Source organism: Clostridium sp. UBA7791 (assembly GCF_002480755.1).
GTDB lineage: Bacteria > Bacillota > Clostridia > Clostridiales > Clostridiaceae > Clostridium_J > Clostridium_J sulfidigenes.
In genome coordinates this window covers 40,190-57,944 of record NZ_DLCT01000003.1, presented here as the reverse complement: position 1 = coordinate 57,944, position 17,755 = coordinate 40,190, and the positions used below count along the sequence as shown (strand labels likewise).

General features: G+C 31.8%; 18 protein-coding genes. 2 read left to right on the top strand and 16 right to left on the bottom strand.

Annotation, left to right across the window (positions count from 1 at the left end):
• Positions 1–416: 416 nt before the first annotated feature.
• Positions 417–632, top strand: a complete 216-nt coding sequence (locus B3Z56_RS01905; protein WP_035133418.1) for a helix-turn-helix transcriptional regulator — start codon at positions 417–419, stop codon at positions 630–632.
• Positions 623–1,102, top strand: a complete 480-nt coding sequence (locus tag B3Z56_RS01900; RefSeq protein ID WP_346869291.1) for a hypothetical protein — start codon at positions 623–625, stop codon at positions 1,100–1,102. Before B3Z56_RS01905 ends, B3Z56_RS01900 begins: the two co-directional genes overlap by 10 nt.
• Positions 1,103–1,148: 46 nt before the next feature.
• On the opposite strand, the gene glmM is transcribed toward B3Z56_RS01900, so the two are convergent.
• The 16 genes from glmM to cdaA all read right to left on the bottom strand — a co-directional run bounded on the left by glmM (position 1,149) and on the right by cdaA (position 17,588).
• Complete coding sequence (glmM, locus tag B3Z56_RS01895; RefSeq protein ID WP_346847771.1) at positions 1,149–2,498, bottom strand: phosphoglucosamine mutase; 1,350 nt, start codon at positions 2,496–2,498, stop codon at positions 1,149–1,151.
• Positions 2,499–2,715: 217 nt separating this feature from the next.
• On the bottom strand, positions 2,716–4,011 hold the full coding sequence (locus B3Z56_RS01890; RefSeq protein WP_346878126.1) for an MFS transporter: 1,296 nt from the start codon (positions 4,009–4,011) through the stop codon (positions 2,716–2,718).
• A 40-nt stretch (positions 4,012–4,051) separates the two neighbouring features.
• Entirely contained in the window at positions 4,052–4,948 is an 897-nt protein-coding gene (locus tag B3Z56_RS01885) for a polymer-forming cytoskeletal protein (RefSeq protein WP_346876693.1), read from the bottom strand.
• Positions 4,949–4,982: 34 nt separating this feature from the next.
• On the bottom strand, positions 4,983–5,606 hold the full coding sequence (locus tag B3Z56_RS01880; RefSeq protein ID WP_346847774.1) for a DUF4004 family protein: 624 nt from the start codon (positions 5,604–5,606) through the stop codon (positions 4,983–4,985).
• Between the two features lie 79 nt (positions 5,607–5,685).
• Entirely contained in the window at positions 5,686–6,480 is a 795-nt protein-coding gene (locus tag B3Z56_RS01875; RefSeq protein WP_346876694.1) for a polymer-forming cytoskeletal protein, read from the bottom strand.
• A 619-nt stretch (positions 6,481–7,099) separates the two neighbouring features.
• Positions 7,100–7,633: a 2-oxoacid:acceptor oxidoreductase family protein gene (locus B3Z56_RS01870; protein ID WP_346847776.1), complete on the bottom strand. Its 534-nt coding sequence runs from the start codon at positions 7,631–7,633 to the stop codon at positions 7,100–7,102.
• A 1-nt stretch (position 7,634) separates the two neighbouring features.
• Positions 7,635–8,387, bottom strand: a complete 753-nt coding sequence (locus B3Z56_RS01865) for a thiamine pyrophosphate-dependent enzyme (RefSeq protein WP_035133404.1) — start codon at positions 8,385–8,387, stop codon at positions 7,635–7,637.
• Positions 8,387–9,457: a 3-methyl-2-oxobutanoate dehydrogenase subunit VorB gene (locus tag B3Z56_RS01860; protein ID WP_035133402.1), complete on the bottom strand. Its 1,071-nt coding sequence runs from the start codon at positions 9,455–9,457 to the stop codon at positions 8,387–8,389. Before B3Z56_RS01860 ends, B3Z56_RS01865 begins: the two co-directional genes overlap by 1 nt.
• Before the next feature lie 16 nt (positions 9,458–9,473).
• Positions 9,474–9,683: a 4Fe-4S binding protein gene (locus B3Z56_RS01855; protein WP_035133400.1), complete on the bottom strand. Its 210-nt coding sequence runs from the start codon at positions 9,681–9,683 to the stop codon at positions 9,474–9,476.
• Between the two features lie 193 nt (positions 9,684–9,876).
• Positions 9,877–10,554, bottom strand: a complete 678-nt coding sequence (locus B3Z56_RS01850; RefSeq protein WP_346847777.1) for an ATP-binding protein — start codon at positions 10,552–10,554, stop codon at positions 9,877–9,879.
• A gap of 9 nt (positions 10,555–10,563) precedes the next feature.
• On the bottom strand, positions 10,564–11,634 hold the full coding sequence (gene buk / locus B3Z56_RS01845) for a butyrate kinase (protein WP_346867645.1): 1,071 nt from the start codon (positions 11,632–11,634) through the stop codon (positions 10,564–10,566).
• A 14-nt stretch (positions 11,635–11,648) separates the two neighbouring features.
• Positions 11,649–12,551 carry a phosphate butyryltransferase gene (gene ptb, locus B3Z56_RS01840; protein ID WP_346878125.1) on the bottom strand — a complete coding sequence of 301 codons (903 nt, stop codon included), beginning with the start codon at positions 12,549–12,551 and terminating at the stop codon, positions 11,649–11,651.
• An 18-nt stretch (positions 12,552–12,569) separates the two neighbouring features.
• Positions 12,570–13,661: a butyrate kinase gene (gene buk, locus B3Z56_RS01835; protein WP_346847780.1), complete on the bottom strand. Its 1,092-nt coding sequence runs from the start codon at positions 13,659–13,661 to the stop codon at positions 12,570–12,572.
• A 279-nt stretch (positions 13,662–13,940) separates the two neighbouring features.
• Positions 13,941–15,542 (bottom strand): NAD(P)/FAD-dependent oxidoreductase, encoded by a 1,602-nt coding sequence (locus B3Z56_RS01830; RefSeq protein ID WP_346878124.1) that lies wholly within the window; start codon positions 15,540–15,542, stop codon positions 13,941–13,943.
• Positions 15,532–16,770 (bottom strand): CdaR family protein, encoded by a 1,239-nt coding sequence (locus B3Z56_RS01825; protein ID WP_346847782.1) that lies wholly within the window; start codon positions 16,768–16,770, stop codon positions 15,532–15,534. Before B3Z56_RS01825 ends, B3Z56_RS01830 begins: the two co-directional genes overlap by 11 nt.
• A complete protein-coding gene (gene cdaA, locus B3Z56_RS01820; protein WP_035133386.1) occupies positions 16,740–17,588 on the bottom strand; it encodes a diadenylate cyclase CdaA in 849 nt (282 codons plus the stop codon). Before cdaA ends, B3Z56_RS01825 begins: the two co-directional genes overlap by 31 nt.
• Positions 17,589–17,755 lie beyond the last annotated feature (167 nt).

The following is a 17,755-nucleotide window of genomic DNA, read 5'->3' as shown; positions in this document are numbered from 1 at the left end:
AATAGTGTCTATTAAATGAAATTCATCTATATATATACATATCCTAATTATAATATTATTCAATTAAATATTATTTTATTTCAAATTAATTCCACAATTATTAATATTTATTTAATTTCAATGTGAATTATACAAATATTTATATATAAACATAGCTAAAATTTTTTATATATAAATATTTAACTATGAAACTATAAATCTATTTACCTATAAAACTATATAACTAGTTAACTAGTTGTTCTCCCCATGCGGTCTTCCAGGTTTTTCACATTTAAAATATAAAATAAATAATATAAAAATGTATAGTAAACTCGACATTCAATGTAAAGTATACTATACTTAAATTGTAAAGCATACTATACATTTAAATTCTAATATTTATTACAAATAATATTAATAGAACAGGATGTGATAAGTTGAAAAATAAAATCCAAGAACTTCGAAAAGAAAAACGTGTTACGCAAAGTGAACTTGCTGATGCTGTAGATGTTACTAGACAAACAATTATCTCTTTAGAAAACGGGAAGTATAAAGCTTCATTGGTGTTGGCCCATAAAATTGCTCAATATTTTGAAATGAATATTGAAGATATCTTTATTTTTGATTTGGAGGAGGAAAATTTATGTTATTAAAAGCCATTATATCTAATGCAACAACGGATAAGGACTACAAAAAAGTACTAAAGAAAAGAATTTCTTTACTTTACATTGTGATTATTCTAGGAGTAGCCACTCTAGCTATTAGCTTTATATTCTCTGTTGGAAAATATAATTATTTACCTGACTTTTTAAGTGGATTTTATACAGGAATCGGTGCTTCACTAATTACAATAGGTTTAATATTTATCATTAAGATAAAAAAACTTTTAAAAGATGAAAAGAAATTAAAAGAAAAAAGATTAGAAGAACAAGATGAAAGAAATCAATTGATCACACAAAAATCTTTGTACTCTGCTGCTATTATAATAAATATTCTTGCATATATCGGTTTGATGATATCTGGAATTTTTAACCTTGCTGTATTCTGGACTCTATGGACTGTCCTTATTATATTTATGGTTATATTTGTCATTCTGCAAGTGTACTATAGTAAAAAACTCTAATTGAATTTTATAAGTAAAAAACCCGTGAAATTTCACGGGTCTTATTTTATCTATTTGCTTTTTCTTCTATTTTTTTAGCTAGGTCATGAGCCATTTTATCTATCTCTTCTTGATTTTCACCTTCTAGCATTACTCTTACTAACGGTTCTGTACCTGAAGGTCTTATTAACACTCTACCGCAACCTGCCATTTTATCTTCCATTGCTTTTATGTCTGCCATGATTTCTTCATCTTTTTCATGGATGTCCTTCATGTTGTTTGGCACCTTAGCATTTACTAATACTTGTGGTAATTCCTTCATTGTTGCTGCAAGTTCACTTAATGGCTTTCCAGTACTCTTTACTGTCTCTGCAAGTTGAAGACCTGAAACTAAACCATCTCCTGTGGTATTGAAATCTAAGAATATAACGTGACCTGATTGCTCTCCTCCAATAGAATAGCCCTCTTTAGCCATCTCTTCTAATACATATCTATCCCCAACTTTAGTACTAACAGTTTTAATTCCAGCTTCTTTTAAAGCTATGTGAAGTCCAAGGTTACTCATAACAGTTACAACAACTGTATCATGGTTTAATTTACCTATAGACTTAAGGTGTTTAGCTGCTATTACCATCATGAAATCTCCATTTACAAGATTTCCTTTTTCATCTATTGCGAGACATCTATCTGCATCTCCATCAAAAGCTAATCCTAAGTTACATCTATTTTCAACAACAAATTTCATTAGATCCTCAGGATGAGTTGATCCACAATCCTTATTTATATTGATTCCATCTGGATCACTATTAATGATAAAAACTTCTGCTCCTAGTTCTTTTAACGCTTTTACTGATGTTTTATAAGCTGCACCATTGGCACAGTCAACGGCAATTTTCATACCACTTAAATCACCATCAATTGTAGATTTAGCAAATTCTACATAGTCATTTATAGCATCTTCTCCTATGTATTTTCTACCTAACATTCCTCCTGTAGGAATATTGATTCCTTCAAAATCACTTTCTATTAACTTTTGAATTTTATCTTCTAATTCATCACTTAATTTAAATCCATCTTTATTAAAAAACTTAATACCATTATATTCAACAGGATTATGTGATGCAGATATTACAACCCCTGCTTCTGCCTTATACTTCTTTGTTAAATATGCAACGGCTGGAGTTGGAACTACTCCTAAACAAAGAGCTTCTGCTCCTACTGATAATATCCCTGCAACTAAAGCTGATTCAAGCATATCTCCAGATATTCTTGTATCCATTCCTACGATTATTCTAGGTTTGCTAGTGCACTGAGTTAAAACTAATGCTCCCGCTTTTCCAAGTTTATATGCAAGGTCTACAGTTAATTCCTTATTAGCAATTCCTCTTACTCCATCAGTTCCAAACATTCTACTCATATATAAATCTTCTCCTCTTAGTATGATTTTTTATCTTCAATAATCTTATTTTTCTATTAAGTTTACATCACTATGTGAAATTCTCATTACAACATACAGGTTAATTATAATACAAATTATGTATCATAACAATAACAGTTTACCATTATACATTCTATACGAATAAAAGCAACACAAAAACTGTGTTGCTTTTATTATATATTATTCCTATCTCATATTAACTTTCTAACACAATACTATTTGTTTTCTCTATAAGCTCTTCTACAGTACCATCACTGCTTTCATACTCCATTAATTCTTTACTTCCTTTAACAAAAACCAAGGCTATAGTGAATATAAATGATATTCCTAGAAGGGATAATACAGCTACTCTTATAGGTAAAATTTCACCTAAGACTCCACCAACTAAAGCTCCTATTGGCTGTAGCCCTCCACTTATGGTATTCATTAATGCTCCAATCTTTCCTCTCTTATCTGATGGTACTACAAGCATTATTGCAGAATTAAATATAGTATTAAAGACTACATTACATAAAAAGGATATAAATGCTATAGGTATCATTACATAAAAATTTTCCACTATAAATACAAAAGGTAATGTTCCAAGACATATCAATGCACCAAATTTATAAATTTTAAATTTCTGATTCTTTTTTATATTAATTATAGATAAAAATCCACTACCTATTAACATTCCCATAGGAATCACTGCCATAAAAAATCCGTACCTTTCTTCACCTAGAAAGGGCATAGTTTGAAAATATGGGAGTATTAATATAAATGCAGCATTAGCAAACAGATTTAGTAATGATGCAAGTAAGAATAAGTTTCTTAATGTCTTAAAGTTCCAAAGGAATTTAAATCCTTCTTTAAAGTCATCTACAAAAGTAATTTTATCATCTTTTTTCTCTCTTTTAGGCTCAGTTATAAACATTTCTGTAAAAGCTGAAATTAAATAAGATACACCATTAGCTAAAAACATGTATGGAGCACCTATTGTAATATATATAATTCCACCAACAGCACTCCCTATCATATCCATACCAGATGTTGCAAGACTTGTAACCGAATTAGCCTTCACAAACTTAGACTCATGAACTAATTCTGGTTTTATAGAACTTACTGCTGGACCAAAGAAAGCAGAACATAATCCACTAATTATCCCTACTACAAATACCATCCATACCTGTATAAATCCAAATATACCTGCAATACCTACAAAAGTAACAGCTACACCTCTTATAAAATCTGTTATAACTATGATATTCCTTCTATTCCACTTATCTACAAAGACTCCTGCAAAAGGTCCTAAAACTATCCTTGGTAGCATTGTAAGAGCACTTAAAAGTCCCATAAGTCCAGTAGATCCAGTAATATCTAGTATCCAAAAGTTTAATGCCATCATATATAATATGTCCCCAAGCATAGATACTAGCTGTCCTTGCCAAAGCAAGAAAAAATTCTTATTCCATAACCTTATATTTTCTCCATGATTTTTTAATTTATCCTCCATGATTTCCCCCTCATTGTAAAGTACATTTACTGTTAATTGCTTATATCCTTACAGATTCTTTAACTATCCCATTATCTTCTATAATAAGTTCCCCTGAGTATTCAACTTTGTTAATTATTGAACCTTTTCCTATAGTAACATTTTTGCCTCTTACTATATCTACCTTAGAATTTTTAAGTAGTATGTCATCTCCTTCTATACATTCACATTGAAGGCTTCCTTTATTTTTAAATGAACTTGAAAATAGTGAACCTATTATTCCATTCCTTGATATATTTTCTGTTACTGCTACAAATCTTCCACCTATTTCTTTAATATGATGGTTTCCTGACATGGTAATGTATATCTCATCACCATTTATTAGTCCATTACTGTTTATATCCCCACTTATAATTATCTTTTCTCCTTCTATGCCATCCTTTATAGTTATATCTCCAGATATGACTATATCTCCCCCAGTAACTTTACCTCCACATTCTATATCTCCTGAAGCTTCTATTTTATCTGCTTTCAAGTTTCCTCCCATATCCGCATCTCCGCTTAAATGAAATAGACCACTGCAATATAGATTACTTTTTACCTCTATATCCCCACTTATTTTAAGAGTTCCACACTCCACTCTTCCATCAATATTTACATCTCCACTTACCTTTAATTCGTCTTTTACATATAAGTTTTCATGGATATCTACATCTCCACTAACCCTTAAAGTTCCACATTGCAGGTTATTTTTTATGTCCACATCTCCACTTACCTTAAACAAGTCTTCACAGTATACATTTCCTTTTAATTCTGCATCTCCACTAACATTGATAGTTCTACAATTAACATCCCCTTTTATAGTTCCATCTCCGCTTATCTTTATATCTCTATAATTTCCACCTTCTGATATCCAGTCATCATTTATTTTTAAATCATTACAATTGTCGTAATTCATTTTTACACCCCATTTTTATACTATTAATTATTAACTATAGCGTTAATCTCATTTTAAGATTTTCTATAATATTTTTAATGTTTATTTCTCCTATGATTTTACTACCATCATCCACAATTATTTTTTCTCTGTATGCTACTACACAAATTCCAATTCCTAATCTTCTTATGATATATAGTGTTCCATCCTTTTCTTCTATATTTTTATATTCCTTATTAATAAGCTTTAGTATAATTTCTATTTCACTAATGGTTAATTTTCCTAAGTCAAATTCCCTTTGAAGAATATCCATGAGTAACACATCTTTAAAATTATATTCTTCCTTTTCTCTAAATATATCCTTATATATAGGAAGGGTTTCTTCTCTTATAATTTCCTTTTCTATAAGATACTCTTCACTTACATCATCTACCTTAGGTTTGTTAGTAAACATAACTGCTAAATCATCTAAAGGCATATCATCCTTAAGATCTATAATTTTATTTATTCTATTTATTATCTTTTCTCTAGGGAAAAATGTTTCTTGACCTGTATAACTTGATTTTTTTATAAACCACTCCTCTGGAATAAGTTCTTTTCTCTTCCATCTATACAGTTGTCCGTAAGATATTCCCGTCATATCTAATATTTCTTTTTTAGAAATTAACTCTTCTTCCACTTTATTTCCTCCTCTTTTTTAGTTTAGTTTTTAGCTTTAATTTAACTTTTTATCTTTAGTAATTAAAATATTTTAAAATCTATAGTTTCATTTCCTCTTCAATAACAGATTCTGAATTTAGTTTTTCAAGACTCTCACTATATTCTATTCTTTTAATCTTACACCCTTCTCCTATGGTAATTTTTCCTCCACGAACCACATCTGCTATGGTGTTTTCCAAATAAATTTCATCAGCTTCAATAGTTCTAGTAGTTAAATATCCAAAGTTCTTACTAAATAATTTACAAATAAATCTTCCTATAGCATTCATAGTAGAGTATTCCTTTAAAACTCTTACCTTAGTTGCTCCAATTTCTTCAACCTCACAACCACCATTTAACTCTATATTTACTTCATCCCCATTTACCATTCCTAGGGTTTTTAGTACACCTTTAATATTTATAATCTCTCCCTCAATACCATGACCTACTCTAATTGCACCTAAAAGCTTAACATTTGTTGCATTTATTCTTCCTTCAATTCTTCCTGATCCTGCCACAGTGAGCTCTTCACCTTTAAAGTTACCTCCTATTTTACCACTTCCACTGATGTTAAATTTCTTTGCATGAATAGAACCAAGAACAGAACCACTTCCGCTGATACTACCAGTAACACAGTTTAAGTCTCCACTTACCTTTCCGCATCCACTAATACTAAAACCATTGCTTATAACAGCACCTTCAACTTTTCCACTACCACTAATACTAAATTTTTCACAGTTTACATCTCCAACAATTTTTCCACTTCCACTGATAGATGCAATCCTATATCTTCCTCCTGCCGCACTCCCTGAACCTGATATTTTTAAATCTCCAAACTGTTCATTACTCACCATAATTTATACCTCCATTTTATTTTCACGTAATAATGTTACATCAAATAATTACACACAGCTCCTTAATATAGTAAATAGCCATATATTCAACCATCTTTTATCATAATATTATAGTAACATAACATTGTTACGCTTGTAAATAGTTTTTTTCAATTTTTATACAATTGTTGTCATAAATAAAAAGTATAAAACTTAAACAATAAGTTTTATACTTTTTACTTTTATCCTTATTCTCTTACTTAGTTATATATAAAAAAGTGGCTTTCGCAAAATATATTACTAATCTTAAAAATGTTGAGCTTGCCTTTTATATTATTGTTAGCGAATGCCATTTGCATAAGTAAGAATCTAAATCTTTGATTTAGTTATTCGAACTTAGTTCTTCTAACTTGTTAGAAGAACCTCCAAAACATTGACTACTTAGCATTTATGAATGGTAAAATCGTAAGCAATACAACCTGTTTGAGTGTATACGAGTTGTTGTATTGTAGATTTTACCTTGAATAAATGCTTTAGTAAATCAATATTCCGAAACGGCTGAGCGTTAATAATATATGGGCATGCTCAACATTTCTTTTAGATTAGCTAATTTTGCGAAAGCCACTTTTAGATAATAAGCTTATTTTACTACGTATGATGCTCCAATTTCTAAAGCTTTTCTATTGATTTCAAAGAATTTTTCTTTTCCGTGATCTCTTAGAGATTGAAGTAAAGTTTCCATAGAAACTATTTGTGTTTTTGCAACTAATGCTCCTAGAAGCACCATGTTTGCAATTTGTTTACTTCCAAGGTTATCAGCTTCTGTTTGAGCTGGTATTTTTATAACTTCAATATCTTCTCTTTCAACTGGTCTCTCAATTAAGTCACTATCTAATATTAATAGTCCACCTGGTAAAATTTCTTTTTCAAACTTATCAAGGGAAGGTCTATTCATAACAACTAGTGATGTAGGGTTAGTTACTATTGGAGAACCAACAGCTTCATCTGAAACAATAACAGAACAGTTTGCAGTACCTCCACGCATTTCTGGTCCATAAGAAGGTAACCATGAAACATTCATATTAACATCCATTCCAGCATAAGCTAAGAATTTACCCATTGATAATATTCCTTGTCCACCAAATCCAGCAAATATTATTTCTTGTGATGCCATATTATTTCCCCTCCTCAGTTGTTGTATCTTTTTTAACACCTAGAGTGTAGAATGGCATCATGTTATCTCTTAACCATCCAAGTGACTCTTGTGTTGATAATCCCCAGTTAGTTGGGCATATTGATAGAACCTCAACCATTGAGAAACCTTTTCCAGCAATGGCATTTTGGAAAGCTTTCTTAATAGCAGCTTTAGCTTTATTTACATGTGGTACATTATCTACTGATACTCTTTCTACATAGCAAGCACCATCTAATGTAGATATCATTTCAGAAACTCTTATTGGATGACCTTGAAGTTTAACATCTCTTCCATATGGAGAAGTTTCTGTAACTTGTCCTGGTAATGTTGTTGGAGCCATTTGTCCTCCTGTCATACCATAAATACAGTTATTTACGAAGATTGTAACTATGTTCTCTCCTCTTGTAGCTGCATGTACGATTTCTGCTGTTCCTATAGCTGCTAAGTCTCCATCTCCTTGATATGTGAATACAACTTTATCAGGATTAGATCTTTTTATTCCTGTAGCTACTGCTGGTGCTCTTCCATGTGCAGCTTCAAACATATCACATGCAAAGTAGTCATATGCCAGAACTGAACATCCAACTGGAGCTACACCTATTGTTTTATCTATAACATTTAATTCTTCAAGTACTTCCCCTACTAGTCTGTGGATTATTCCATGGGTACATCCTGGGCAGTAATGGGTAGGCACGTCTAATAATGCTTTTGTTGGTTGAAATACTATTGCCATTATTTAGCACCTCCTATGAATTTTTTAACATTTTCAAGGACTTCATTAGGGCTTGGAACCATTCCACCTGATCTTCCAAAGAAGAATACTGGTTTTCTTCCTTCAACAGAAAGTCTAACATCTTCTACCATTTGACCACAGCTAAGCTCTATTGATGCATAACCATGTTTAGTTTTGTCCACAGTTTTTTCAAAAGCTTCTACTGGGAAAGGCCATAATGTTATTGGTCTTATTAAACCTAATTTTATTCCTTCTTTTTCAGCTAATTTTATAACAGTCTTGCATATTCTTGAAGTTGTTCCGTATGCAACCATTATTAAATCTACTTCATTTTCACAATTGTATAATTCATATTTAGTTTCATTTTCTTTTATAGCTTTATATTTTGCTTGTAATTTCAGGTTATGAGCTTCAAGGCCTTCAGGTTTTAAGTATAAGGAGTTTATTACATTATGGTTAGCTCTTCCGTTTAATCCATTAGCAGCCCAAGTTTTTTCTGGAAGGTTTTTTTCACTTCTTTCTTTAAACTCTACTGGCTCCATCATTTGTCCAAGCATTCCATCTCCCATAACCATAACTGGAGTTCTGTACATATCAGCTACATCGAAAGCATCTTGTACTAAATCTACCATTTCTTGAATTGAACATGGTGCATATACTGGCATATTGAAATCTCCATGAGAACCACCTTTAGTAGCTTGGAAGTAGTCTGATTGAGCTGGTTGAATTCCACCAAGGCCTGGACCACCTCTAACTATATTAATGATAACACAAGGAAGTTCTGCACCTGCTATATAAGATATTCCTTCTGCTTTTAAGCTTATTCCAGGTGAACTTGAAGATGTCATACATCTTACTCCAGTTCCTGCTGCTCCATATACCATATTTATTGCAGCTATTTCACTTTCAGCTTGTAGAAAAACTCTACCTATTTTAGGCATTTTTCTTGAAAGATATGCTGATATTTCTGTTTGTGGTGTTATAGGGTATCCGAAGAAACATTGACAACCAGCTTGGATAGCTGCTTCACCTATGGCTTCATTACCCTTCATTAAAACTTTTTCTGACATGAATCTTTCCCCCCTATTATTTCTCCACTGTAATTACAAGATCTGGACACATTTTTCCACATGATGCACAACCAATGCACTTAGGCATATTTTCTTCTGTAACTGTAGCTGGATGATATCCTTTTACATTTAGTTCCTCAGAATAAGTTATGATTTGTTTTGGACATGCAATTATACATTGTCCACATCCCTTACATCTTTCTTCCCTAAAAGTTACCTTTGCCATAATACTTACCTCCTTATATAGAAAGTTTAGAATGTTTTATTTACTATATATTGTTTAAGACCTACATTTAAGCTGTAATACGTTTACATTTTATTGTCCCATATACCTAAGGATAATAGAATAAATACGTTTACATATATATAATTTATCACTTTTTAGTACAAGATGTCAACTTAGCACTTGATAATTAGTGCTAAATTGAATCTTTTCTCCATGGTGGCAACATATATATGTGAATTGGAAATATCTTTCCTGAAACTTTACCTTCCACTTCATCTACAAGTTCTTCAGAACACACAGTATATGCATGAGGAATATCTAATTCTTTAGAAATCTCTGCTATTTCCATATCCCCTTTAATTATATGTTCCTTTGTAGTTTCATATGATAAGTTTGTATTAGATACTAGATGAGTTACTTTTAATCTTGAAGCTCTTTCTATATCTCTAAGAAACTCTATAGTATCTTTGTCATTAGATGTAAATGGTCTATTACCATTTATCACAAAGTACATATCATAAGGTTCTTCTTTAAAATGTTTGTTATATTGACCAAGAGCTATTGCTCCTGAATCATCTCCTCCAATATCAAAAATTACCTCATAACTTTTATCGTTAAATACACTTCTAACTTCTGCTGGTACCACCATAAGTTCAGCATTAACATACTCAGGATTTGAAGAAATAACCTTTATATTATATTTTTCCTTAAGTTCCTGTGTAAGATCTCTAATACAAAAATATGGATTTACTATATCTAAATCTACAAGGGCTACTTTTTTCCCTTCTTTAGCTAACTTAATTGCATAATTTATTGCTATTTCTGTCTTTCCACTTCCAAAGTGACCTGTAAAAACCCTTATTCTACTCATATCTTCACCCTATTTATATTCCTTAGCAGCTTCTTGACCTGTTAATACTCTTAGTCCACCTTCTGCTAAGGCAAGTAATTCATCTTCACCTGGATAAACAACTACTTGTGATATAAATTCTACTCTTTCTTTAATGTATTCTACTATATATTTTCCGTATGCAATTCCACCAGTTAGTAATATTGCATCAACTTTTCCTTGTAATACTGTAGCACATCTTCCTATCTCTTTAGCTACTTGATATGCCATAGCATCAAATATTAATTTAGCTTCCTTATCTCCTTCTGCTACTCTGTCTCCCACAAGTTTAGCATCATTAGTTTGTAGATAACCTACTATTCCACCTTTACCATTTATCTTTTTCTTTATTTCATCCATGGTGTATTTTCCACTAAAGCAAAGTTTAACTAAATCTCCTACTGGAAGTCCTCCACTTCTTTCAGGTGAGAATGGTCCTTCTCCATCTAGTGCATTGTTTACATCTACAACTCTTCCTTGTTTATGAGCTCCTACTGATATTCCTCCACCCATATGAGCTACTATAAGGTTTAGCTCCTCGTAAGAAGTATTTGTTTCTTTAGCATATCTCTTTGCTACAGCCTTTTGATTTAAGGCATGGAATATACTCTTTCTATCAATTTCTGGCATACCAGATATTCTAGCCACATCTTCTAACTCATCAACCACAACTGGATCTACTATAAAAGATGGTACATTTATTTCTGTTGCTATTTCATGGGCTATTATTCCACCTAGGTTAGAGGCATGTTGTCCTAAAACTCCTTGTTTTAAATCCTTAATCATAGCATCATTTACACTATAAGTTCCACCTTCGATAGGTTTTAAGAGTCCACCTCTACCTACTACTCCTGATAATTCTTTTATATCGAAGCCTTTTTCTTTTAGTACTTGTAATATTACTTCTTTTCTAAATTCTAATTGGTCATATATTTCTTTGTATTTACCTATTTCTTCTGCTGAATGTCTTAAAGTTTCAACTAATATAGGATTTTCATCATCATATACACCTATCTTTGTTGATGTTGAACCTGGATTTATTATCAATTGTTTATGTCCCATTTTCTTCCTCCTTATTATCTTCCTGCTACTAATGATGCAAGGGCAATAGAATTCTTTTTTGTCTCTGGTGAATCTGCCCTTGATGTTACTATAACTGGTGCTGCTGCTCCCATTAATAATCCACCATTCTTAGATTCTGTAGTATATGTTAAGCATTTATAAACAGCATTTCCTGCTTCTATATTGGCCATTAATAATATATCAGCTTCTCCCGCTACTGGACCTGATATTTTTTTATGTGCTGCAGCTTCTTTTGAAAGTGCATTGTCAAGAGCCAATGGTCCATCAATTATACAACCCTTAATTTGACCTCTCTCATTCATTTTGGAAAGGTTTGCAGCATCAAGTGTAGCTGGCATACTAGGGTTTACAACCTCAACTGCACAAATTGGCGCTACCTTTGGCATGTTATTTTCAAGAGCATGAGCTACTTGAACTGCATTTTTTATAATATCTATCTTTTCTTTAAGTTCTGGATACATATTAAAAGCTGCATCTGTTACGAATAATAATCTATCATAGCCAGGAACTTCGAATATTGCAATGTGTGACATCTGTTTTCCTGTTCTAAGTCCTACTTCTTTATTAAGTACTGCTCTTAAGAAAGTAGCTGTATCAACTAAGCCCTTCATCATCATATCTGCTCTACCTGAAGATACAAGTTTAACAGTTTCTATAGATGCCTTGTTTACATCTTTCTCATCTATAATTTCATACTCATCTATGTTCATTCCTATTGTTTCTGCAATTTTTACTATTTCTTCCTTATCTCCAACTAAGATAGCATCTGCAATGCCATTTTTTTTAGCATCTCTTATAGCTTCAAGCACTGGTTCATCTTGCGCTACTGCTACTGCTACTTTCTTCATTGATTGAGATTTAACCTTAGAAATTACCTCATCAAATGTTTTAATCATTATGATTCCCCCCAAATGTTAATCAAATTTAACTTCATCGTCATATATCTTTGGTGTTTCTTCACCATTTAATACCCTTAATGCTCCTTCTGCAAGGGCTAACATTTCATTTTCACCTGGTACAATTTCTACAGGTGCAATAAATTTTACATCTTCAGTAATCCAATTAGTAACTCTTTTATTATAAGCTATTCCACCAGTTAAAATTATAGCATCAATGTTACCACATAGTGCAGTAGCCATTCCACCTATTTCTTTACTAAGTTGATATGCCATAGCTCTTAATATTAATTCTGCCTTTTTATCGCCTTCATCGATACGTCTATCAACTTCTCTTCCGTCATTAGTTCCAAGATAAGCTACTAATCCACCTTCTCTTGTAATTTTGTTTTTTAATTCTTGCATTGTATACTTATTGCTAAAGGCAAGCTTCACTAAATCTCCTACTGGAAGACCTCCTGTTCTTTCTGGTGAGAAAGGTCCATCTTCATTTGCATTGTTGCAATCAATTATTCTGCCACCTCTTACTGGTGATACAGTTATTCCTCCACCTATATGTGCTACTACGAAATTACTTTTCTCAAAATCTAAGTTTTTATCAGCACATACTTTTCTTACTACAGCTTTAATGTTTAAAGCATGCACAAGAGAACGCCTAGATATATCTTCCATGCCTGATATTCTTGTTACTTCGTCAACTTCATCAACAGCAACAGGATCTACTATATAAGATGGTATTCCTGCCTTCTCTGCAATTTCAAAGGCAATAACTCCACCTAAATTTGAAGCATGCTGTCCTTGAAACCCAACAATAAGGTCGTCTAACATCTTGTAAGTTATCTTATAAGTTCCTCCTGGCATAGGTCTTAAAAGTCCACCTCTACCTACTACAGCATGAAACTTTTCAAGTGAATAATCGTTTTCATTAAGCCAATTATATATGACTTCCGTTCTCATGTCCTTTTGTTGACATATATGAGAATACTTTTTCACTTCCTCTGCACTGTGAGATAAACTAGCTGAGGCTATACATTCCTCCCCCAAAAATACAGCTATTTTCGTAGATGTCGATCCTGGATTAATCACTAATACTTGCTTATCTTCCCTCATCACTATACCTCCACATAAATATTTATATTAGCTTTAATTTTTTTGCATTAGATTTAGAAGTATATAAAATTTATATATTTCTAAATCTTAGCAAAATTTATCCTAAAGGATAACAATCTCTAATGAGCAAAAGCTCTAAGAAATCTGTTTATCCTAATTCCTATCTTCACTTCTTGCTGCAAACTCATATCCCCGTAAAAGAAAAGAAGAATGGATAAAATAATCTTCTTAAATATTATATTATCAATGGATAATATAAATATCAAGTTTCTCTTTGTTTTATTTTGGTGAATATTCTGTGATAATCTGTTCTGCCACTCTAAGTCCATCTACTGCTGCTGATACAATTCCTCCTGCATATCCAGCACCTTCACCCGTTGGATACAATCCTCTAACATTAACACTTTCATAATTTTCATTTCTATTTATTTTTACAGGGGCAGAAGTCCTTGTTTCCATACCTGTTAATATTGCATCTTCTCCTGCATATCCTGGTATTTTCCTATCAAATACAGGTAATGCTTCTTTTATAGCATCTACAACAAAATTTGGTGCACAGCTTTTTAAATCTACAAATTCAGTTCCTGGAGTATATGTTGGTTTCACCCTTCCAAAATTCTTTGATACTTTGTCATTTAAAAAATCTTTTACAAGCTGAACAGGGGCGTTATAATTTCTTCCTCCAACTTCATAAGCTAAAGCTTCATAACGTCTTTGAAAAGCAATTCCCCCTAATGGGGTATTTCCTTCAAAATCACTAGGGTGTACTGATACTACTAAAGCAGAATTAGCATTTATCCCATCTCGCTTATAATTGCTCATACCATTTACTACTACAGTATTTTCTTCTGATGCTGAAGCCACTACCTGACCACCTGGACACATACAAAAACTGTATACAGATCTAGATAGTTTATTACTAGTATAGGTTAGTTTATAATCCGCAGCCCTTAGTTTTGGATGAGTTGCATATTTACCATATTGATTTTCATCTATCATATGCTGTAAATGTTCAACTCTAAAACCAACGGCAAAGGGTTTTGGTGATATAGAAACACCTTTTGAAAATAGTATTTCATAAGTATCTCTAGCACTATGACCTGTAGCAAGTATAAGATTATCACAAGGTATATGTTCACCTTCTACTACTATCTCAGAAATTTTACCATTTCTTATTGATATATCTTCAAGTTTAGATGAAAATCTTACTTCTCCACCATATTCCTTAATTTTTTCTCTTATATTTTTCACTACATTTTTTAATATATCCGTTCCGATATGAGGCTTCCCCATATATGTAATTTCTTCTGGTGCACCTGCTAAAACAAGTTTTTCTAGAACATATCCACATCTATGATCTTTAATTCTAGTTGTTAGCTTTCCATCTGAAAAAGTACCGGCTCCACCTTCTCCAAATTGAACATTACTTTCTGTATTAAGTATCCTATTATTCCAAAAGCCATCTATAGTTCTAGTTCTACTGTCTACATCTTCACCTCTCTCAATTATAAGAGGGTGATATCCCTTTTCAGCTAAAAGAAGTCCAGCAAATAGCCCTGCTGGTCCCATTCCTACTACTATAGGTCTACTCTCTAGCTTCTTTGTTCCAATTTCAAAATCTGCTTTATAATTATCTCCACCTAATTTAACATCATTACTATTTACTCTAGCTATTACTTTAGCTTCATTATCACATTCAATTTCTACAGCATAATTTATTTTTATTTCTGATTTTTTTCTAGCATCTATAGATTCCTTAGTAATTTTAAAGGATTTAAAATCACTTTCTTTTATTCTAAGTTTATTAGCCACCTTTGATTTTAAGGTGGCTAAACTATCTTCATTTATTCCTAAAACTAAATTATTTATCTTAACCGTCATTATTACCTGTCTCCTCTGTTTTGGCTTTTATGGTTATAGTTATATTTTCAGGTGTTTGGCTCTTAACTTGTACTGTATTTGGTACTCCTGCTAATTGTATCTTAACTTCATGGGAGCCTTCTGTTAAACTTTTCAAATCTACTGTAGCCTTAAGTTTATCTTCACTGATTTTACTTAGTTCACTCTCTTCTCCTGTAATAACTAACTTTAATGTTGGAGTTGAGTTTTCTAGTGTAAGTTTTTCTCCCAAATTAGTATAGTTTATTGGTATACTTAAAGTCTTTTCACTAATTTTCTTAACTGTAATTTTAACTTTTACAGTTTTCTCATTATTTACACTGTGTACACCTTCCGGCATTATTAGATTTGCATCTACCGTAGTGCTTTCAGTTATATTACTAATATTTATAGGTTCTGTATTAATGCTTTTTATGTTATCTATTATTTCACTTACACCAGCTACCTCTATACTCTTTGGTGCTGCTTCCGTACTTACTATAGTTACTCCTGGTACTGCCGTTCCAGCAGTCTGTATATTTATCCCCAAATATTTTCCTTTTTTCACCTGGATTTTCACCTGCACATATTCTGGATATATAGATAGTCCAGTAACTTCTCTTTCGTCTGAATCTACTAAAGTAACCTTACAGTTTTTATCTATATCAGTGCTTGCATTAGTTATATCTACTTGAGCTACTGCTCCTACCACTTGATCTAAATATCTTTGTGGCCCTGAAATTTTTACAGAATTAGGTGATATTACAGAATCATCATTATAATATCCTTTCGCTACTTCACCTACAATTCCAGATGTTACATTTACATATTTATCTGCTAAAGTATCCACATCTACTTTCATTAGAAGACCATCAGAGTTTACAACAGAAACTCCAGGAATTGCTTCTTTTACTTTAACTTGAACTTTATTTTCTCCCGGGGTTAGTGCATACCCTTGAAGGTCTGCTACTAGAGTGAACTCTTTTTTATCTAAATCTTTAATTGTAGATGCCGGAGCCTTTACTGTTAAATTTATATAAAAATCTTGATTTGGTATTAGTACTAAATCTCTATCTGCAAGAGTATCTTCATTTAGTATCTTTACCGGTACATATTTTATTACACTAGTAGTGACAGGGTCTTCGCTACTACGAATATACATCCACAATACTAGTGCTGCTATTACACAACAAATTCTTATTATGATGTCTTGTCTTTTTTGCTTATCCATAGCTTTACCCTCTCTTTAAATGATTCTTTTCTATTTTGTCTACTCTTCATTATTTTAAGTAGTACATTTCTCAGCTTATCTTTATCGTAATTTCTAAGTAATCTTCCATTTATAGCTAAAGAAATTACCCCTGTTTCTTCTGAAACTATAATAGTTATACAGTCTGCTACCTCTGTAACTCCTATTCCAGCCCTGTGCCTTGTGCCTAACTGTTTATTTAACTTATCATCATTTGTAAGGGGTAAAAAGCAACCTGATGCTACAACCTTATCATTCCTTATGATAGTGGCACCATCGTGAAGTGGAGTATTTACAACAAAAATATTTTGAAGAAGTGCTGAAGATACATCACCGTTTATTTTAGTTCCCGTGTTTATAATATCTCCAAGACCAGTCTTTTGTTCTATTATTATAAGTGCTCCAACTCTATCCTCAGCCAATACTTCCACAGCATCTACTATTTCATTAACCACACTCTTCATAACTTCTTCATCTTCATAAATTATTTTATCTACAAAAGAAGTTCTTCCAATATGTTCTAAAGCCTTTCTAATTTCAGGCTGAAATATAATTATAATAGAAATAACACTAATTGTTAAAGTATTCTCTAATATCCAATTTAGGGTTGTTAAGTTTAAAACATCACTTACTGGTATTAATAAAAATATAAGTACAATTCCTTTTAATAATTGTTCTGCTCTTGTCTCTTTTATTAATGTATAACCTTTATAAAATATAAAAGAAACTACAATAATGTCAATTAGAGAAAATATAGTCATTCCCTTAAAAATATTTATGAGTGCATTAAAGCTTTCCATATAGTCACCACCTAACGATAATACTATTTTAATTATACACCAATACTTCTATTTGTAATATAAATTTTAATTTTTAGACCAAAAATATTTTAATTAAATAAATGTTAATAACTACGAATATTTTAGTTTTAACTTTAATATAAAGAATTATAATATATTTTTTACAA